13 protein-coding genes are annotated in these 15,370 nt (G+C 73.2%); 8 read left to right on the top strand and 5 right to left on the bottom strand.

Annotated features, from left to right (window positions below; all coding sequences use genetic code 11):
* Nucleotides 1-115: 115 nt before the first annotated feature.
* The 4 genes from ACFWMZ_RS27355 to ACFWMZ_RS27340 all read right to left on the bottom strand — a co-directional run bounded on the left by ACFWMZ_RS27355 (nucleotide 116) and on the right by ACFWMZ_RS27340 (nucleotide 7,119).
* Nucleotides 116-1,735, bottom strand: coding sequence for an FG-GAP-like repeat-containing protein (locus ACFWMZ_RS27355; RefSeq protein WP_383204802.1), 1,620 nt, complete (start codon nucleotides 1,733-1,735; stop codon nucleotides 116-118).
* A 172-nt stretch (nucleotides 1,736-1,907) separates the two neighbouring features.
* A complete protein-coding gene (locus ACFWMZ_RS27350; RefSeq protein WP_383204799.1) occupies nucleotides 1,908-3,290 on the bottom strand; it encodes an FG-GAP-like repeat-containing protein in 1,383 nt (460 codons plus the stop codon).
* A 223-nt stretch (nucleotides 3,291-3,513) separates the two neighbouring features.
* Complete coding sequence (locus ACFWMZ_RS27345; protein ID WP_383172149.1) at nucleotides 3,514-5,799, bottom strand: (Fe-S)-binding protein; 2,286 nt, start codon at nucleotides 5,797-5,799, stop codon at nucleotides 3,514-3,516.
* Between the two features lie 327 nt (nucleotides 5,800-6,126).
* Complete coding sequence (locus tag ACFWMZ_RS27340) at nucleotides 6,127-7,119, bottom strand: alpha/beta hydrolase (RefSeq protein WP_383172151.1); 993 nt, start codon at nucleotides 7,117-7,119, stop codon at nucleotides 6,127-6,129.
* A gap of 808 nt (nucleotides 7,120-7,927) precedes the next feature.
* Here ACFWMZ_RS27340 and ACFWMZ_RS27335 point away from each other — a divergent pair.
* The 5 genes from ACFWMZ_RS27335 to ACFWMZ_RS27315 all read left to right on the top strand — a co-directional run bounded on the left by ACFWMZ_RS27335 (nucleotide 7,928) and on the right by ACFWMZ_RS27315 (nucleotide 12,027).
* Nucleotides 7,928-8,608 (top strand): hypothetical protein, encoded by a 681-nt coding sequence (locus ACFWMZ_RS27335; protein ID WP_383204796.1) that lies wholly within the window; start codon nucleotides 7,928-7,930, stop codon nucleotides 8,606-8,608.
* A gap of 6 nt (nucleotides 8,609-8,614) precedes the next feature.
* Nucleotides 8,615-9,220: a toxin gene (locus ACFWMZ_RS27330; protein WP_383172155.1), complete on the top strand. Its 606-nt coding sequence runs from the start codon at nucleotides 8,615-8,617 to the stop codon at nucleotides 9,218-9,220.
* Nucleotides 9,221-9,298: 78 nt separating this feature from the next.
* A complete protein-coding gene (locus ACFWMZ_RS27325; protein ID WP_383172157.1) occupies nucleotides 9,299-10,567 on the top strand; it encodes an MAB_1171c family putative transporter in 1,269 nt (422 codons plus the stop codon).
* Nucleotides 10,568-10,750: 183 nt separating this feature from the next.
* Entirely contained in the window at nucleotides 10,751-11,356 is a 606-nt protein-coding gene (locus tag ACFWMZ_RS27320; RefSeq protein ID WP_383172159.1) for a hypothetical protein, read from the top strand.
* A 137-nt stretch (nucleotides 11,357-11,493) separates the two neighbouring features.
* Nucleotides 11,494-12,027 carry an NUDIX hydrolase gene (locus ACFWMZ_RS27315; protein ID WP_383204792.1) on the top strand — a complete coding sequence of 178 codons (534 nt, stop codon included), beginning with the start codon at nucleotides 11,494-11,496 and terminating at the stop codon, nucleotides 12,025-12,027.
* Here the strand turns inward: ACFWMZ_RS27315 and ACFWMZ_RS27310 are convergent.
* Complete coding sequence (locus tag ACFWMZ_RS27310) at nucleotides 12,005-13,348, bottom strand: helix-turn-helix domain-containing protein (protein ID WP_383204789.1); 1,344 nt, start codon at nucleotides 13,346-13,348, stop codon at nucleotides 12,005-12,007. The genes ACFWMZ_RS27315 and ACFWMZ_RS27310 overlap by 23 nt on opposite strands.
* A 356-nt stretch (nucleotides 13,349-13,704) precedes the next feature.
* Here ACFWMZ_RS27310 and ACFWMZ_RS27305 point away from each other — a divergent pair, with 356 nt between their 5' ends.
* The 3 genes from ACFWMZ_RS27305 to ACFWMZ_RS27295 are packed head-to-tail and all read left to right on the top strand — an operon-like array spanning nucleotide 13,705 to nucleotide 15,232.
* Nucleotides 13,705-13,992, top strand: a complete 288-nt coding sequence (locus tag ACFWMZ_RS27305) for a hypothetical protein (protein WP_383204786.1) — start codon at nucleotides 13,705-13,707, stop codon at nucleotides 13,990-13,992.
* Nucleotides 13,980-15,098, top strand: coding sequence for a radical SAM protein (locus ACFWMZ_RS27300; protein ID WP_383204783.1), 1,119 nt, complete (start codon nucleotides 13,980-13,982; stop codon nucleotides 15,096-15,098). Before ACFWMZ_RS27305 ends, ACFWMZ_RS27300 begins: the two co-directional genes overlap by 13 nt.
* Nucleotides 15,095-15,232 (top strand): hypothetical protein, encoded by a 138-nt coding sequence (locus ACFWMZ_RS27295; RefSeq protein ID WP_383172167.1) that lies wholly within the window; start codon nucleotides 15,095-15,097, stop codon nucleotides 15,230-15,232. The genes ACFWMZ_RS27300 and ACFWMZ_RS27295 overlap by 4 nt, the downstream gene beginning before the upstream one ends.
* Nucleotides 15,233-15,370 lie beyond the last annotated feature (138 nt).

The raw sequence follows: 15,370 nt of genomic DNA, 5'->3' as shown, positions 1-15,370 counted from the left end.
CTCCACACCTACAACCACCACCGCTGCCACACCGCACTCGACGGGCACCCACCCATCAGCCGCGTCAACAACGCTGCGGGTCAATACACCTAGGGGATGTGGGCGCTCGGGCGGGTCATCCCGAGAGGCGGCTGCCCAGCCCCGGTGCGCCCTCGGTGGAGGTGCCGAGGGTGGAGACGTACAGGACGGACGGGTCGGTGAGCTTGCGGTCGGCCGTGGAGCGGGCGGTGTGGACGGAGCCGTTGCCGGCGTTCTCGCCGGGGGCGCCGATGACGGGGTCGGCGAGGCCGTCGCCGTCGAGGTCGGCGGTGTGGACGGCGCTGCCGAAGCGGTCGCCGGGCTCGTTCTCGTCGCGGAAGGGGCGGGTGTCCTGGTGGAGCGAGCGGGCGCCGTCGCCGGTGAGGCCGGAGCCGTCGGTGTCGCCGTAGAGGGCGATGACGGCGCCGGTCTCGGGGACGCCGTCGATGTGTTCGCCGGGGACGCCGACGAGCAGGTCGAGGTGGCCGTCGCCGTCGAGGTCGGCGAGGTCGAGGTCGGCGCCGAAGGCGTCGCCCTTCTCGACCTTGCCGGGGACGCCGACGGTCTCCGGGGTGAGGGTGCGGACCAGGCCGTGGGCGGGGCCCTGGGCGGTGCCGTGGACGATGCGGACCGAGCCGCCGAGCTGGCTGGGGCGGGCGGGTTCGCCGGCGGCCGGGGAGCGGGGGGCCTCGGCGGCGGTGCGGGCCTTGGCGTTCTTGGTCTTCTCGGCGGCCTCGCGGGCCTTGGCCTCGGGGGAGTCCTCGCGGGGCTTGGCGGTCTTCGGGTCCTTCGGGGGCGCGGGCTCGCTGGGGCCGTCGGCGGCCTCGGCGGGGTCGGTGCCGAGGACCACCTCGTCGTAGCCGTCGCCGTCGGTGTCGCCGACGGCGCCTATGGGGCCGCCGGGGAGGCGCTGGGTGCCGGTGGTGGTGGGGCCTTCTGCGGTGCCGGGGAGCCAGAAGGTGGCGGGGCGGGCGTCGTCGGCGGCGTACCCGTCGACGAGGAGGTCGTCCTTGCCGTCGCCGTCGAGGTCGCCCGCGGCCAGGGAGCGGGCGCCGAGTCCGTAGCGGCCGTGCAGGGGGGCGGTGACGGCGTGGTGGGAGCCGGGGGTGCCGTCGCGGGTGACGCCGCCGAGGAAGACGTCCACGGAGGCGTAGCCGTAGGCGGCGCCGACGGCTATGTCGGTGCGGCCGTCGCCGTCGAAGTCGCCGGTGGCGAGCGGGGATCCGAAGCCGTCGTGGTTGCCGGGGCGCGGGTCCTGGACGGTGGTGCCGCCGACCAGGCCGGAGGGGGAGCCCCAGAGGATGACGGCGGTGCCGGTGTCGGAGTCGTCGCCGATGTCCTCGCCGGGGGCGCCGGTGAGCAGGTCGTCGTAACCGTCGCCGTCGAAGTCGCCCCAGGCGTGGTCGGCGCCGAAGAAGTCGTACGGCTCCGGGTCGCCGGGGACGCCGGGGCTGCCCTGGTGGATCGTGGCGTGACGATTCTCCTGCGGGCCGCCGTAGAGGATCGCGATCTGCCCGGCGGCGGGCTTGCCCTCGACCGTCGCGCGCGGCGCGGAGACGGCGACGTCGGCGTAGCCGTCGCCGTTGAAGTCGGCGTCGCCGGTCAGGGGCGCCGGGGTACCGGGGGCCGCCGCGGCCGTGGGCGCGGCGGCGAGCAGCCCGCCGGTGAGGACGGCGGCGGTCGCGGCGGCGAGGGCGGTACGGCGGTACTGCGGCATGCGGGGCTCTCCTGGGCGGGCCTGGCTCGTCGGGGTGACGAGGTGGTGGCGCCGGGGGGTCGGTCAGGTTGCGGAAGCTCTGCGGGTGAGGTTACGGGGTGCTACGACGCCGGAGAGAAGCAGGCGGGGCGCCCACGGCTCGGCAGCGGGTCGGCCGGTGGGGCCGCCCGCGTCAGCGCGGCAGGAGGTCGGCCGTCGTGAACGACAGTGACGGGCGGGCGGCGGTGCCCTTCGCCGTGCCGGGGTGGACGGTGACGGTGTCGCGGGCGGGGCCGTGGACGGTGCGCAGGACGAGGTCGGCGCGGCCGTCGCCGTCGTAGTCGGTCAGGGCCAGCAACTGGACGGCGGTGCCCTTTCCGCCCGGCGGGGTGACGGTCGCGGCGTGGGCCGCGTCGAGGCCCGAGCGGGCGCCGGGCAGCACGGTGACGGCGCGGGCACCGTCGGCCGGGGCGAGGGCGAGGTCGGTGAGGCCGTCGCCGTCGGTGTCGCCTGCCGCGAGCGGGCCGGGTGCGGGGGTCTTGACGGTGGCGGCGGGCAGGCCGGGGGCGGCGGACCGCAGGCCGATGGCGTCGCCGGTGGCGAGGGCGGTGTCGAGCCCGGCGGTGCGGGCGGCGGTGAAGCGGCCGTGGGCGTAGGCGGTGGCGGCGGGCAGGGCCGGGCCCGGGCGGGTGGGGCCCTGGGGGCCGCCGAGGACGACGCGGGCCTTGGAGCGTCCGGCGCCCGCACGGACGACGAGGTCGCAGGTGCCGTCGCCGTCGAGGTCGGCGGCGGGGCCGGTCGGCAGGTCGCCGGGGACGGGCAGGGCGGGGCCCGCGGCGGCGGGGGCGCCCTTGCGGGTGAAGGGGCCCTGGAGGAAGGAGAGGCGGCTGCTGCTGGCGTGCAGGACCAGGTCGGCCCTGCCGTCGCCGTCGAAGTCGCCGCAGACGGGGTGGTCGGGCCAGTCGTTGCCGAACCGGGCCCGGTCGGGGACCCGCAGTACGACGGCGCGCCCCCTCAGCCCCTCGGGTCCGCCGAAGACGAGCTGGACGGGGACGGGCGGCCGGCCCTGCCCGTCGAAGGGCGGGTCGGTGGAGACGACCAGGTCGGTGTAGCCGTCGCCGTCGAGGTCGCAGGCGGCCTCGGCGTCGAAGGCGGCGGGCAGGGCGCCCTCGACCTCGGCGGCCGTACGGGCCGGGGAGAGGAGCCGGCGGGCGCCGGGGACCAGGCCGCGGGCGCTGCCGTAGACCACGCCGATGCCCGCGTCGTCGCCCTGCGGGTCGTCGGGGCCCTTGGCCAGCTCGTCGAGGACCAGGTCGGGGTGGCCGTCGCCGTTGAAGTCGGGGGGTGCGGTGGTGGCGCGGGCGGCGCGGCTGCCCTTGCCGCGGGGGACGGGGAGTGGCGGGGTGCCCTTGCGGTTCTTGGCGCCGGTCTGGCCGGAGCGGGCCTCGGTCCGCTCGTCAGGGGAGGGGCCGCAGGCGGTGACGGCGAGGGCGGCGGCGAGCAGGGCGGCGGTGGCCGCGGCCCGGCGGTGAGGGTGCGGGGTGGCTGTGCCGTGCGCGCGGCGTCGTATGCCCATCTGGTGTCCCCGTCTCTGCCCGTGGGCCGCCGGCCCGTGTCGCGGGCCCATGATGCTCCTGCGGAGGGCGGGGCGTAAGGGTGGGGTGGGGGTTCGGCCGGCGGGGCGGGGGCCTTCGCGGCGTACGCCCCGGTCCGTGCGGGGCGGCCACGCCGAAGGGCCGCCCCCGCCGGTGTGGCGGGAGCGGCCCTTCGGGTCGTGCGTCGGTCCGGGTGGCCGGGTGCTACTGGGCCGGCTCCGGTTCCGGGGCGTCCGTGGTGGCCTCGTGGGGGGTGGGGTCGGCGGGCGACTTGACCGACTCCAGGAGGAGCTGGGAGACGTCCACGACCGAGAGGCTCTCCTTGGCCTTGCCGTCGTTCTTCTTGCCGTTGACCGAGTCGGTCAGCATGACGAGGCAGAACGGGCAGGCGGTGGAGACGATGTCCGGGTTGAGGGAGAGGGCCTCGTCGACGCGCTCGTCGTTGACGCGCTTGCCGATGCGCTCCTCCATCCACATCCGGGCGCCACCGGCGCCGCAGCAGAAGCCGCGCTCCTTGTGCCGGTGCATCTCCTCGTTGCGCAGGCCCGGGACGCTGGCGATGATCTCGCGCGGCGGCGTGTAGACCTTGTTGTGGCGGCCCAGGTAGCACGGGTCGTGGTAGGTGATCAGGCCCTCGACCGGGGTGACCGGCACGAGCTTGCCCTCGTCCACCAGGTGCTGGAGCAGCTGGGTGTGGTGGATGACCTCGTACTCGCCGCCGAGCTGCGGGTACTCGTTGGCGATGGTGTTGAAGCAGTGCGGGCAGGTCGCGACGATCTTCTTCGCGCCCTTGGGCTTCTTGGTCGCCGCGTCCTCGTCGTCCTCGCCGAACGCCATGTTCAGCATCGCGACGTTCTCCTGGCCGAGCTGCTGGAAGAGCGGCTCGTTGCCCAGGCGGCGCGGGGAGTCGCCGGTGCACTTCTCGTCGCCGCCCATGATCGCGAACTTCACGCCCGCGATGTGCAGCAGTTCCGCGAAGGCCTTGGTGGTCTTCTTCGCGCGGTCCTCCAGGGCGCCGGCGCAGCCGACCCAGTAGAGGTAGTCGACCTCGGTGAGGTCTTCGACGTCCTGTCCGACGATCGGGACCTCGAAGTCGACCTCCTTGGTCCACTCCACGCGCTTCTTCTTCGCCAGACCCCAGGGATTGCCCTTCTTCTCCAGGTTCTTCAGCATCGTGCCCGCCTCGGAGGGGAAGGCCGACTCGATCATCACCTGGTAGCGGCGCATGTCCACGATGTGGTCGATGTGCTCGATGTCCACCGGGCACTGCTCGACGCAGGCGCCGCAGGTGGTGCAGGACCACAGGACGTCCGGGTCGATGACGCCGTTCTCCTCGGCGGTGCCGATCAGCGGGCGCTCGGCCTCGGCCAGCGCGGCGGCGGGGACGTCCTTGAGCTGCTCGGCGGTCGCCTTCTCCTCGCCCTCCATCGTCTTGCCGCCGCCGGCCAGCAGGTACGGGGCCTTGGCGTGCGCGTGGTCGCGCAGCGACATGATGAGCAGCTTCGGGGAGAGCGGCTTGCCGGTGTTCCAGGCGGGGCACTGCGACTGGCAGCGGCCGCACTCGGTGCAGGTGGAGAAGTCCAGCAGGCCCTTCCACGAGAAGTGCTCGACCTGGGAGGCGCCGAACACCGCCTCCTCGGCGCCGTCCTCGTCGTCGAAGACCGTCTCGAAGTCGATCTCCTTGCCGCCCGAGACCATCGGCTTCAGCTCACCGAGGGCCGTGGAGCCGTCGGCCTCGCGCTTGAACCAGATGTTCGGGAAGGCGAGGAAGCGGTGCCAGGCCACACCCATGTCGGTCTTGAGCGAGACGGTGATCATCCAGACGAAGGACGTACCGATCTTGATCATGGCGACCAGGTAGGTGAGGTTCTGCAGCGTCTCCGTGCCGAGCCCGCGGAAGGCGGCCACCAAGGGGTACGTCACGAGGTACGACCACGCGAAGTGGTCCACGTGGTGCAGCGCGCCCTCAAGACCGCGCAGGACCAGGATGGCCAGGCCGATGATGAGGATGACGGCCTCGACGAAGTACGCCTGGCCGGTGTTGGAACCGGCGAACCGGGACTTGCGGCCCGGCTTGTCGGCGCGCGAGAGCTGGCGGATGACGATCAGCACGGCGATGCCGAGGAACGTCAGCAGCCCCACCAGCTCGGTGAAGATCTCGTACGGCGCCCAGCCGCCGATGATCGGCAGCTGCCAGTCGGCCTGGAAGACCTGGCCCAGCGCGTGGACCAGGGTGAGCACGAGCGCGAAGAAGCCCACCGCGACGAACCAGTGCGCGACGCCGACGACGCCCCAGCGGTTCATCCGGGTGTGGCCGAGGAACTCCTTGGCCACCGTGACGGTGCGCTGCACCGGCTCGTCGCTCCGGGCGCCCGCGGGAACGGGCTGGCCGAGGCGGACGTACCGGTAGATCTGCGCGATGGCCCGGCCGAACAGCGCCACGCCGACGACGGCGAGGGTCAACGACACAATGATCGCGGCGAGTTGCATGGAGGCTCCTCGAACCTGCGCGAGCGGATAGCTAGGCGGATGGTTGCGGACGGCTGAGCCGGTCCCCGCTTTGCGCCGCGGGTACCCCCGCGCTCATTACTAAGCGGTAACTTACTCAGTCCGTACGAGACTACCCATTTATTCGGCCGTGCTGTAGCCAGCCCGGCGGTGATCTGCGTCGCTGAGGCAACCCTGAGTCGCGGGCGCGGTGCCGGCCGGCGCGGCCCGCCCCGGCAGCCTCTTCGACGTGTTCGATCACCACATCATCCGACATGGCGGGCGGATCGCCGGGCACCGCACGCCTGGCGCGTCCACCCGCGCCCCGGATCAGGCGGGCGGCAGCCCCAGCACCCGCCGGAGCCAGTCCAGGCGCGCCGCGCGGGCGGCGCGGGAGACCCGGGCCTCGGGGACCAGGCCGTCGGAGCCGTGGAAGGCGCCCGGCCAGACGTGCAGCTCGGCCCGGCCGCCCGCGCCCCAGACCCGGGAGGCGAAGGCGGTGCCCTCGTCGCGGAAGGTCTCGGCGGAGCCGACGTCCAGGTAGAGGGGCGGCAGGCCCAAGAGGTCGCGTGCGCGGGCCGGGGCGGCGTACGGGGGCACGTCCGGGCCCCCGGCGGCGTCGCCGAGCAGGGCGGCCCAGCCCGCGGCGTTGGCCGCGCGGTCCCAGACGCCGGAGCCGGCGAGCTGGCGGGCCGAGAGGCTGTCGTTGCGGTCGTCGAGCATCGGGGAGAGCAGCATCAGCGCGGCCGGGAGCGGCGCACCCCGGTCGCGGGCGAGCAGGGCGGCGCCCGCGGCGAGGCCGCCGCCCGCGCTCGTGCCGTGCAGGACGGTGCGATCCGGGTCGAGACCGTGGGCGGCGGCACCCTTGCCGAGGGTCCAGGCCAGCGCGGTCAGGCAGTCCTCGACGGGGGCGGGGTGGGGGTGCTCGGGGGCGAGGCGGTAGCCGACGGAGACGACGGCGCAGCCGAGCTCGCGCGCGTAGGAGAGCGGGTCGACGGCGCCTTGGCGGGCGTCGCCGACGATCATTCCGCCACCGTGCAGGACGCAGAGGACGGGGAGCGGTTCCCGCGCGGGCGCGGAGGGGCGGCAGACGAGGACGGGGACGCCGTCCGCGTCGTCCTCGTTGAGCTCCCAGGCGCCGCCGGCGGTGAGCTGGCCGTCGGTCACCTCCGGGTAGGCGGCGACGGCCGCGCGGGCCGCCGGGACCATGTCGGTCCCCTCGACGTCGGGGGTGTTGCGGCGCAGCTCGGCGGCGATCGGGGCCAGCTCGGGGTCGTAGGGCGGGGGCGCCGGCTGCGGGGCCTCGTCGGGGGTCGCGGGCACGGGCGGACTCCTGGAGGGTGCTGCGCACGGGAGGCGCGGGGGAGGCGGCCCGGCGGGGCCGGGGGCCTGTCCGGAAGAGAGAGGTCCGGTGAGGTCTGCCCCGGACCTGGTCGCATAATGCCGGAGGCAGCCCCGTCGCGTATCCCCCGTCGCGACGGGGCTGCCTCCGTCGTACGGCCGCCGTCCCCCGACAGGCGGCCTTCCCCCGGTTTCCCGGCCTCGCCGGTCCTCCGGTCTCTCACCGGTCGCCCGGTCGCGCCGGGTCCGGCTGCCCGCCTGACGGTCACGGGCGTCCGGGTACGCGCCGTCCCCCGCGCCGCCACCCCCGTGGGCGGCCCGGGAACGGCCGCGTCCAGGCTGGGGCGGAGTGCCGCGCGTGGCACCGCTCTCCGCCGCCGGCCTGTGCCGCCGCCCGGACTCCCCCGCGCCGGTGACCGCGCACGGTGGAACCCCGGCGGCAACGCGCCCGGTCACCTTCAGGGCACTCCCCTCGTGGTCCCCTGCCGATGTTTTTTCGAGTTAACAGTGACGTAGAGTGTTTACGCAAGTCTGAATCCGCAGCCGGAGCGCAATGCTCCCCTTTGTCCGCCCTTCCCGCCCGGCATCGCCCGTTCGGGCGCCCGCCACGCTCCCTCAGGCCGGAGTCGGGCACGGCCGCCGAGACTGGGGCAGGCGGGGAAAGGGCAGACATGGCGCGAGGGCGGCGGACGGCCCCAGGGGGTCCGTTACAGTACGACCCCGCTGACCGAAATTCGAACACCGTGGCGTCGGTCGAGCAGGAACGGCGGAGGGGACAGTGGGGGGCCGGATGAACAACGCTGCCAGCGCGAGGGAGACCGACCAGGCCGGGCAGCGGCCGCCCACAGCCCCCGGCCACACCCCGGCCGACGAGCTCCGCCAGGAACACCCCGCGTCCTCCCCCTCCGGCGCCGCGGACTCCCCGCAGGACGACCCGGCCCACCCGCCGGTGGCCGAGCGGCCGCCGACCGGGGACGAGCGGCCGGAGGAACCGGGGCAGGGGCGGGGGCAGACTCCGGCGCGGCCCGACGAGGGCGCCCCCGAGCTGACGACCCTGCGCCAGAAGGTCGAGTACATGGTCGAGAAGACCTTCCCCGGCCAGCGCATCTCCGGCCGCTACTTCTCCGACCTGGTCCGCAGCCGCGGCGGCTCCCTCTCGCACAGCTACTTCTCCAACATCCTCGCCGGGAAGGTCACCCAGCCCTCCGAGGAGATCCTCAAGGCGCTCGGGCTCGGCTTCGGCGTCGACTGGCGGTTCTTCAAGGAGGAGTCCGAGGTCGTCGACGACGTGGTGGCCGGGCTGCACTTCCTCGTCAAGCGGCGCACCGGCGAGATCAGCGGCGTCGCGGGCCGCGGCCTCGACGCCCACGGGCTGCCGCCCGAGCTGCTGCAGTTCGCCCTCTCCCTGCTGGAGGAGAGCGAGCAGCGCGGCGAGGCGGGCGAGGACCGCCCCGGCGGCGAGGGGAGCTGAGCCGCCATGTCGCTGCGCGCCCTGCGCAAGGAGTGCGAGGACGGCCTCGCCGACCTGCCGATACCCTCGCCCTTCGGGATAGCGGGCCTCGTCACCAACATGGAGGCCGCCCGGGGGCGCACCATCGTCCTGCACGAGATCCCCGACCACCTGACGCGCGTCCACTCCGCCTGCGGCCTGCGGCTCAAGACCCCCGCCGCCAGCTTCGTCCTCTACCGCAAGCGCCCCACCGCCTACCAGACGCAGCACGTCATCCTGCACGAGCTGTGCCACGAGTGGTTCGACCACGGCACCACCCTCGACGGCGACCAACTCCGCCGACTCCTCCCCGTCTTCGACGCCAGCCTCATCGGCCGCGTCCTCGGCCGCGAACCGGGCACCGGACCCCCCGGCCCGGACGGCGACCACCTCCCCGGCATCGAGGGGCCCGTGCAGGCCCGCGCCGTCTACGACACCCACGACGAGCGGGTGGCCGAGTTCGGCGCCTCCCTCATCCCGCGGATGGCCCGCGACGTGGCGGGCGACGACATGATGGGCCGCCTCGCCAACTCCCTGGCCCGGCCCGTCGCCCACCGCAGGGGCGCCCGTTCCCTGTTCCGGCGGCGGCCCTGACGCACTAATCTCGGACGGCCCCCACCGCCCGGCCCGGCGCCCGCCGGAACGCGCGCCTCCCCCACTCAAGGACCCCGTGTGAGCCCCCTCGACCTGGCTGGTTACCTCGTCGCCGCGCTGATGACGGCCGTCGCCCTCTGGCGGATGCCCGCGGCCCTGTGGGGCGACGAGGAGGACCGGCGCAGACGCGCCCTGTGGGGCTGCTACGCCGGATTCGCCGCCGCCCTGTGGACCAAGACCGAGATCGTCCGCACCGCGCTCAACAACAGCCCCGTCACCGACCTCGCCGTCCTCATCAAGCACTACACGGCGACCGTCGCGATCCTCGCCATCCTCAGCTACATCGTCGCCATCTACGGCCGCTACCCGGACAGCGGCGCGATCCCCCGCCACGTCCGCTTCGCCCGGCTGGTGCAGCGCATCGCCGCCAAGGCGTCGGTGGCCACGCTGATCCTGCTCACCGTCCTCTTCTTCACCGTGGTCGACCGGTCCGTCCCCTCCGACCGCTTCGTCTCCGACCACGCCGGCCAGCCCGGCGCCACCCTCTACATGACGGTCTTCTACGTCTACCTCGGCGCCGCCTCCGCCGTCTGCGCCTACCAGTGGAAGCTCGCCACCGCCGACGCCACCGCCCGGCACCTGCGCGTCGGCCTGTCGATGATGACCGCCGCCATGTTCATCGGCGTCGCCTACACCGCCAGCCGCACCCTGTTCCTCTGGATCAGCGTCGTCGACCAGCCGAGCGTCGAGTTCGCCGACACCTTCGACAAGGTCACCGAGGCCGGACAGGTCCTGCTCTTCGCGCTCTTCGCCGTCGGCGCCTCGCTGCCCGCCTTCTCCACCGGCCTGCGCCGCGCCCGGCTCTGGCGCGCCCAGGCCCGGCTGCACCCGCTGTGGCGCGAGCTGATGACCGCCTTCCCCGAGCAGCCCTTCGCCCCGCCCGCGCCCCTGCTGCGCGAACTCACCCGCTTCGACACCCCGGCCGACCTGCGCGTGGACCGCTGGTCCGCCGACATCGCCGACGCCGTCGAGAAGCTCCGCCACTACGCGCCCGAGCGCCTCGCCGACGCCGCCCGCGCCGCGGCCGCCGAGGACACCGCCGACACCGACGACCGGGGCCCGCGCACCGACGCCCACTGGATACGCGCCGCCCTCGCCGCCCGCGCGGAGGGCACCCCCGCCGGGCCCGCCGCCCCGGCCACCGACCCGCGGCACGCCGACGACCAGGAGGGCGAGGTCGCCTGGCTCACCCGCGTCGCCACCGCCTGCCGCACCATCCCCACCGCCCGTACCGCCGCCGTCCTCGCCGCCGCCCGGGCGGACGAGGGCGCCAGGGGGTGTTCGTGAAGTTCTGTGCGGCGCCCGCGGTGTCCGGTGCGTGCTCTCGGTGCGCCGGGCGGAAGCCCTCGTACCGGACGTACTTGCGGCTTTCGCCCGGTGCGGCGAGAGTGCGTGCCGGGCGCCGTGGGCGCCGTGCGGGACTTTACGGACACCCCCTAACACACCGAACCTCCCGGAGCAGCCGAGCCGATGACCAGCACCGCCCCCACCGCCCCCGAGGCGCCGGAGAACACCACCGCCCGCCGCGTCACCGACATCCTCCAGCCGCGTAACGTCCTGCTCGCCGGAATGCTCGGGATCGGCCTCGCGGCGGCCGACGGGCACTGGTCCGGGCTGCCCTGGGGCTTCCTCGGCGCCCTCTGCGCCGGGCTCATCCCCGCCGGGTACATCGAATGGCAGCGGGGGCGCGGCACTTGGGGCGACCGCCACGTGGTCGACCGGACCAAGCGCGCCCCGATCTTCTTCGTCATCCTCGGTTCGATCGGCGCCGGGTCGCTGGTGATGGTGGCCGGGGGCGCACCCCGGGACATCCTCGTCACCATGCTGGCCCTCTGGGCGATGACCATCGTCCTGCTCGCCGTCAACACGGTCTGGAAGATCTCCGTCGACGCCGCCGTCGCCTCGGCCGTCGTGGCCCAGCTCGCCGTCGTCCACCACCCGGCGTGGCTCGCGGCGTACGCGCTGGCGGCGGCGGTGTGCTGGTCGCGCGTGGCGCTGGGGTATCACACGGTGGGTCAGGTGTGCGCGGGGACGGCGGCGGGGGCTGCTACGGCGATGGGGTTCCTGGTGGGGTGAGGTGGGGCGACCTCGGACCAGGTGCTCGGTCCGGGCGTCCGGCTCTAATCGTCACCCTGACACGAAGTAAGCCGAAAACCGCCGCCCCCGTGCCCTGTCTCTGCCATCCTGAAGGCTGATCGAGAGGGGCCGCAGCGATGCAGTGGAAGACCCACGGGGAACGTCCGATCTACGAGAACAAGTGGGTGAACCTCTGGCTCACCGACGTGGAGACGCCGGACGGGCACCGGTGGGAACACCATGTCGTCAAGATGCGGCACCTTGCCGTGGCCGTGGTCGTGAACAAGCGCCGCGAGGTCCTGATGATGTGGCGGCATCGCTTCATCACCGACGCCTGGGCCTGGGAGTTGCCGATGGGCCTGATCGAGGAGGGGGAGACCCCCGCCGAGGCCGCCGCGCGCGAGGTGCTGGAGGAGACCGGGTGGCAGGTGGGCCCGGTCAAGCCGCTCGTCTACGCCGAACCGGCCAACGGCATCACCGACTCGAAGCACCACGTCTTCCTCGCCGAGGGCGCGACGTACGCGGGGCCACCCACGGAGAAGAACGAGTCGGACCGCATCGAGTGGATTCCGCTCCCCGACGTGCGCGCGATGATCGACCGCCGCGAAGTGGTCAGCAGCGGGGCCCTCGTCGGACTGATGTACGTCCTCATGGACGAGGCGACGCGCTGAGCCCACCGGGCAGCGTCTCGCGCAGCCTCGCCTCGAAGCCGAGGACCACCGGTTCGCGGCGGTGCGGCGCCAGCTCCCCGTAGAACTCGCGCAGGTGGTCCGCGACGCGCCGGGAGGCGGTGGCGGCCGCCGGGGTCAACGCCTCCGTCGCCGTGTGGCACGCCTCGTCCAGCTTGCCCCGCTGCAGCTGAGTGCGGGCGAGCCAGAAGGCGTGGAACGCGCGGCCCCGGTGGTTGCTGTGCTGCTCACGAGGGAGGGCGTCGGTGATGAGGGGCTCTGCGAGTTCCGCGTCGCCGAGCCTGCCGTGTGCGATTCCGGTGTCGACGGCGAGTTTCGTCTCGTCGAAGTACGCCACCCAGGCCGGGTCGGGGTCGCCCGTGCCGATCCGGCCGAAAGACGTGTGCGCCTCCGCGAGGGAGCGGTGGGTCGCCGCCCGGTCTCCGAGGGCCGCATGGGCGAACGCCTCCCGCGTGGCGAGCATGGCCAGAACCCTGGGCGTCGTTCCTTCCGCGTACCGGACCTGGTCCCGGGCCGCCGAAACCAGAGCGAGGGCGTCTCCTGGCCGTTCCTGGTAGGTGGCCTTCAGACTCATGCAGGCGAGGACATTGGCCATGAACAGCCGGTCGTCCGCAGCCTTGGCGAGTCCGAGGGCCTCGGTGAAGTAGGCGCGAGCCTGGTGGTACTGGCGGGCGTCGAAGTACGTCCACCCGGTGAGCCTGGCCAGCTCCGCGGCGATGCCGTGCAGACCGTCCCGGAGCGGAACGTGCGACTGCTCTCTGAGAAGCCCCAGCACGTAACGGAGTTGGCCGACGACGGCGGGCCGTAAGGTCTCGCCACCGTGCTCATCGTCCCGGCGCCAGTAGTCGGTGATGGAGGAGTGCAGCGCTTCCAGTGTGGCCGCACCCGGGCGGTGGTCGGCCGCCAGAGCGAGGACACTGTCGATGTCCGTTCCGGGAAGACCGGCCGCGACCGGCTCCCCGGACAGACCCGGGGCACCGGACCGTTGTGCCGGAACGTCCAGGCACGGTGGCGTCTCCCAGGCACGGCGGACGAGGCCGAGCATGTGTCCGGGAACGCGCAAGCCGTCGGCGATCCGCTCGACGACGTCCATGTGCACCGATTGCCTTCGCCCTGCGATCACTTCGCCGACGCGACTCGGCGTGAGATCGCACCGCCGCGCGATCATCGACGGGTAGATGCCCGCCCGTGCCTTCACGAGCCGGAAGACCGCGCCGAAATCCCGGCGTCGGCACGCGTCGATCATTGCCGGGTCCGTCAGCAGACCGGCCGGAAGTTCCGGTGAGTGAGGCAGCTCGGACATCGGCACGCTCCGATACGGGACTACGGATCGCTGCGGAAGGCGAACGGAAAGTGATGTTACCCACGTTGGGTAACCCGTTGGGCCTTTTCCGCTCTGCCTGCCGCCCGAAATCCTCGAGTCATGGCGAACGGACAGAACGAGGACGAGGTACGGATGACGCTGCGGATCTCGCGCGACTCCGGCCGCACGTGGGGCCCCACGACGAAGGTGCGCGTGAGCCGGGCGAGGCCGGCGTCGATGAGCCGTGAGCGGTACCCGCCGTGCCAGTGCCAGGGCTGCCGCGCACGACAGCCGCAAGCCGCTCACGGCTCGGTGACGTGATGCGCTGCGCACACCGGCGACGGGTACCGGTCGACGTGTTGACTGCCCTCTGGTCCCCCGGCTGGTTCGAGACAGCTGTGCGGTGCCAGTTGCCGCCGCACAGCACCGGTAAGCACTACAGCCTGCTCGCGGAGACCGACCCGTACGCGGCCCTGTGGCTTCGCTGGGACGAGGGCGGCACTGCGGAGGCCGTCACGCTGCCCGACTGCCCGGTGCCGCCCCTCGACACGGACGCCGACGCCTGCTGCCTGTACTCCGGGCACCCCGAGCGGCACACCTGGGACGTACCCGCGTACAGCGAGGAGATCTCGTGCACCAGTTGATTGTGAGCCCTTACAACGGCACCTTCCTCGTCGCCCGCCCGGGCATCCGGGCCGGCATGAGACTGCCCCGCGCGAAGTACGGCGAACTCGCCGCCCTCGCCGACAGCGGCCGTCCCGTGCCCAGGTGGCTCGTGGAGGGCGCGCGGAAAGCATGGGACCTCGACCTCACCGCCACACCGTTCCGGAACGCCGTCCTCGTTCGCCCGGAGACGCCCCTCGGCTACGGACGGGCCACCTGGGAGATCAACAAGGGCTGCAACTTCAACTGCGAGCACTGCTACCTCGCGGAGAGGAAGTTCGAGGGCCTGCCCTGGGACGGGAAGGCGCGGCTGCTGCGCCTTCTGCGCGACGCGGGAGTGCTCTGGCTCCAGTTCACCGGCGGCGAGCCGCTGATCGACCGTGACTTCGTGGATGCCTACGTCCTCGCGTACGACTTCGGCATGCTCATCGAGGTCCTGACCAACGGCTCCCGGCTGCACCACCCCGAGATCATCGCCATGCTCAGGAACCGGCCGCCGCACAAAGTGACGGTGTCCCTCTACGGCGCCACACCGGACAGCTTCGACTCCCTGACGCGCAGGAAGGGAGCCTTCCGGCTCGTGCGGAAAGGGCTCGACGCCGCTCGGGAAGCAGGCATCCCTCTCGAGCTCGCGTTGATCATCACCCGGCACAACGCCCACGAGGTCGCCGCCATGCGCGCCTTCGCCGACCGTCACGGGGCCCGTCGCACCGAGTACGGCACCATCTCGCCTACGTACACGGGCGACCCCGAACCGCTGGCCGCGCAAGCACCCGGATTCCTGGACAAGACGAGTGTCTTCCAGGGCTGTCCCGCCGGTCACACCTTCTTCCACGTCGACCCGCACGGCCTGGCCACCATGTGCAAGGTCGGCCGCGAAAACCCCGTCGACCTGGTCACCGAGGGCCTGGACGGGCTCCGCCGTCTTCCCCGCATCGCCGATGCCCAGATGCTTCGCACCGGTGGCTGCGGCGGCTGTCTGCTCTCCGGCACCTGCCGGGTCTGCCGACCGCTCGCCAAGGCGTACCAGGAGGCGAAGGCACCACTCAACACCTATCGCCGACACGGAAAGGAAGACCGCCGATGACCGCTGTCATGGTGGAGATCACGAGGCCCCCGACTGCCCTGCGGGAGCCCGAGGGGGTCGTTCTCCTCGACGACCTGGAGACGCTGACCGAGGGCGCCGTCCCGGGCTGCAACGACGACAACCCCTACCGGTAGTCGTTCAGGCAGGTGAGAGCGTCGGGGGGGGGGGGCCAGGGGGGGGGGGGGCCCCCCCGCCCCCCCCGCCCAACCACGAAATCACCCGCCAACACCACCCCCCGGTATATTGAGGGGAAAAAGAAGCCCCCCGACAGG

This window comes from Streptomyces sp. NPDC058373 (assembly GCF_042723275.1).
Lineage (GTDB): Bacteria > Actinomycetota > Actinomycetes > Streptomycetales > Streptomycetaceae > Streptomyces.
The sequence above is the reverse complement of the archived record's forward strand: the minus strand, read 5'-3'. Positions and strand labels throughout refer to the sequence as shown.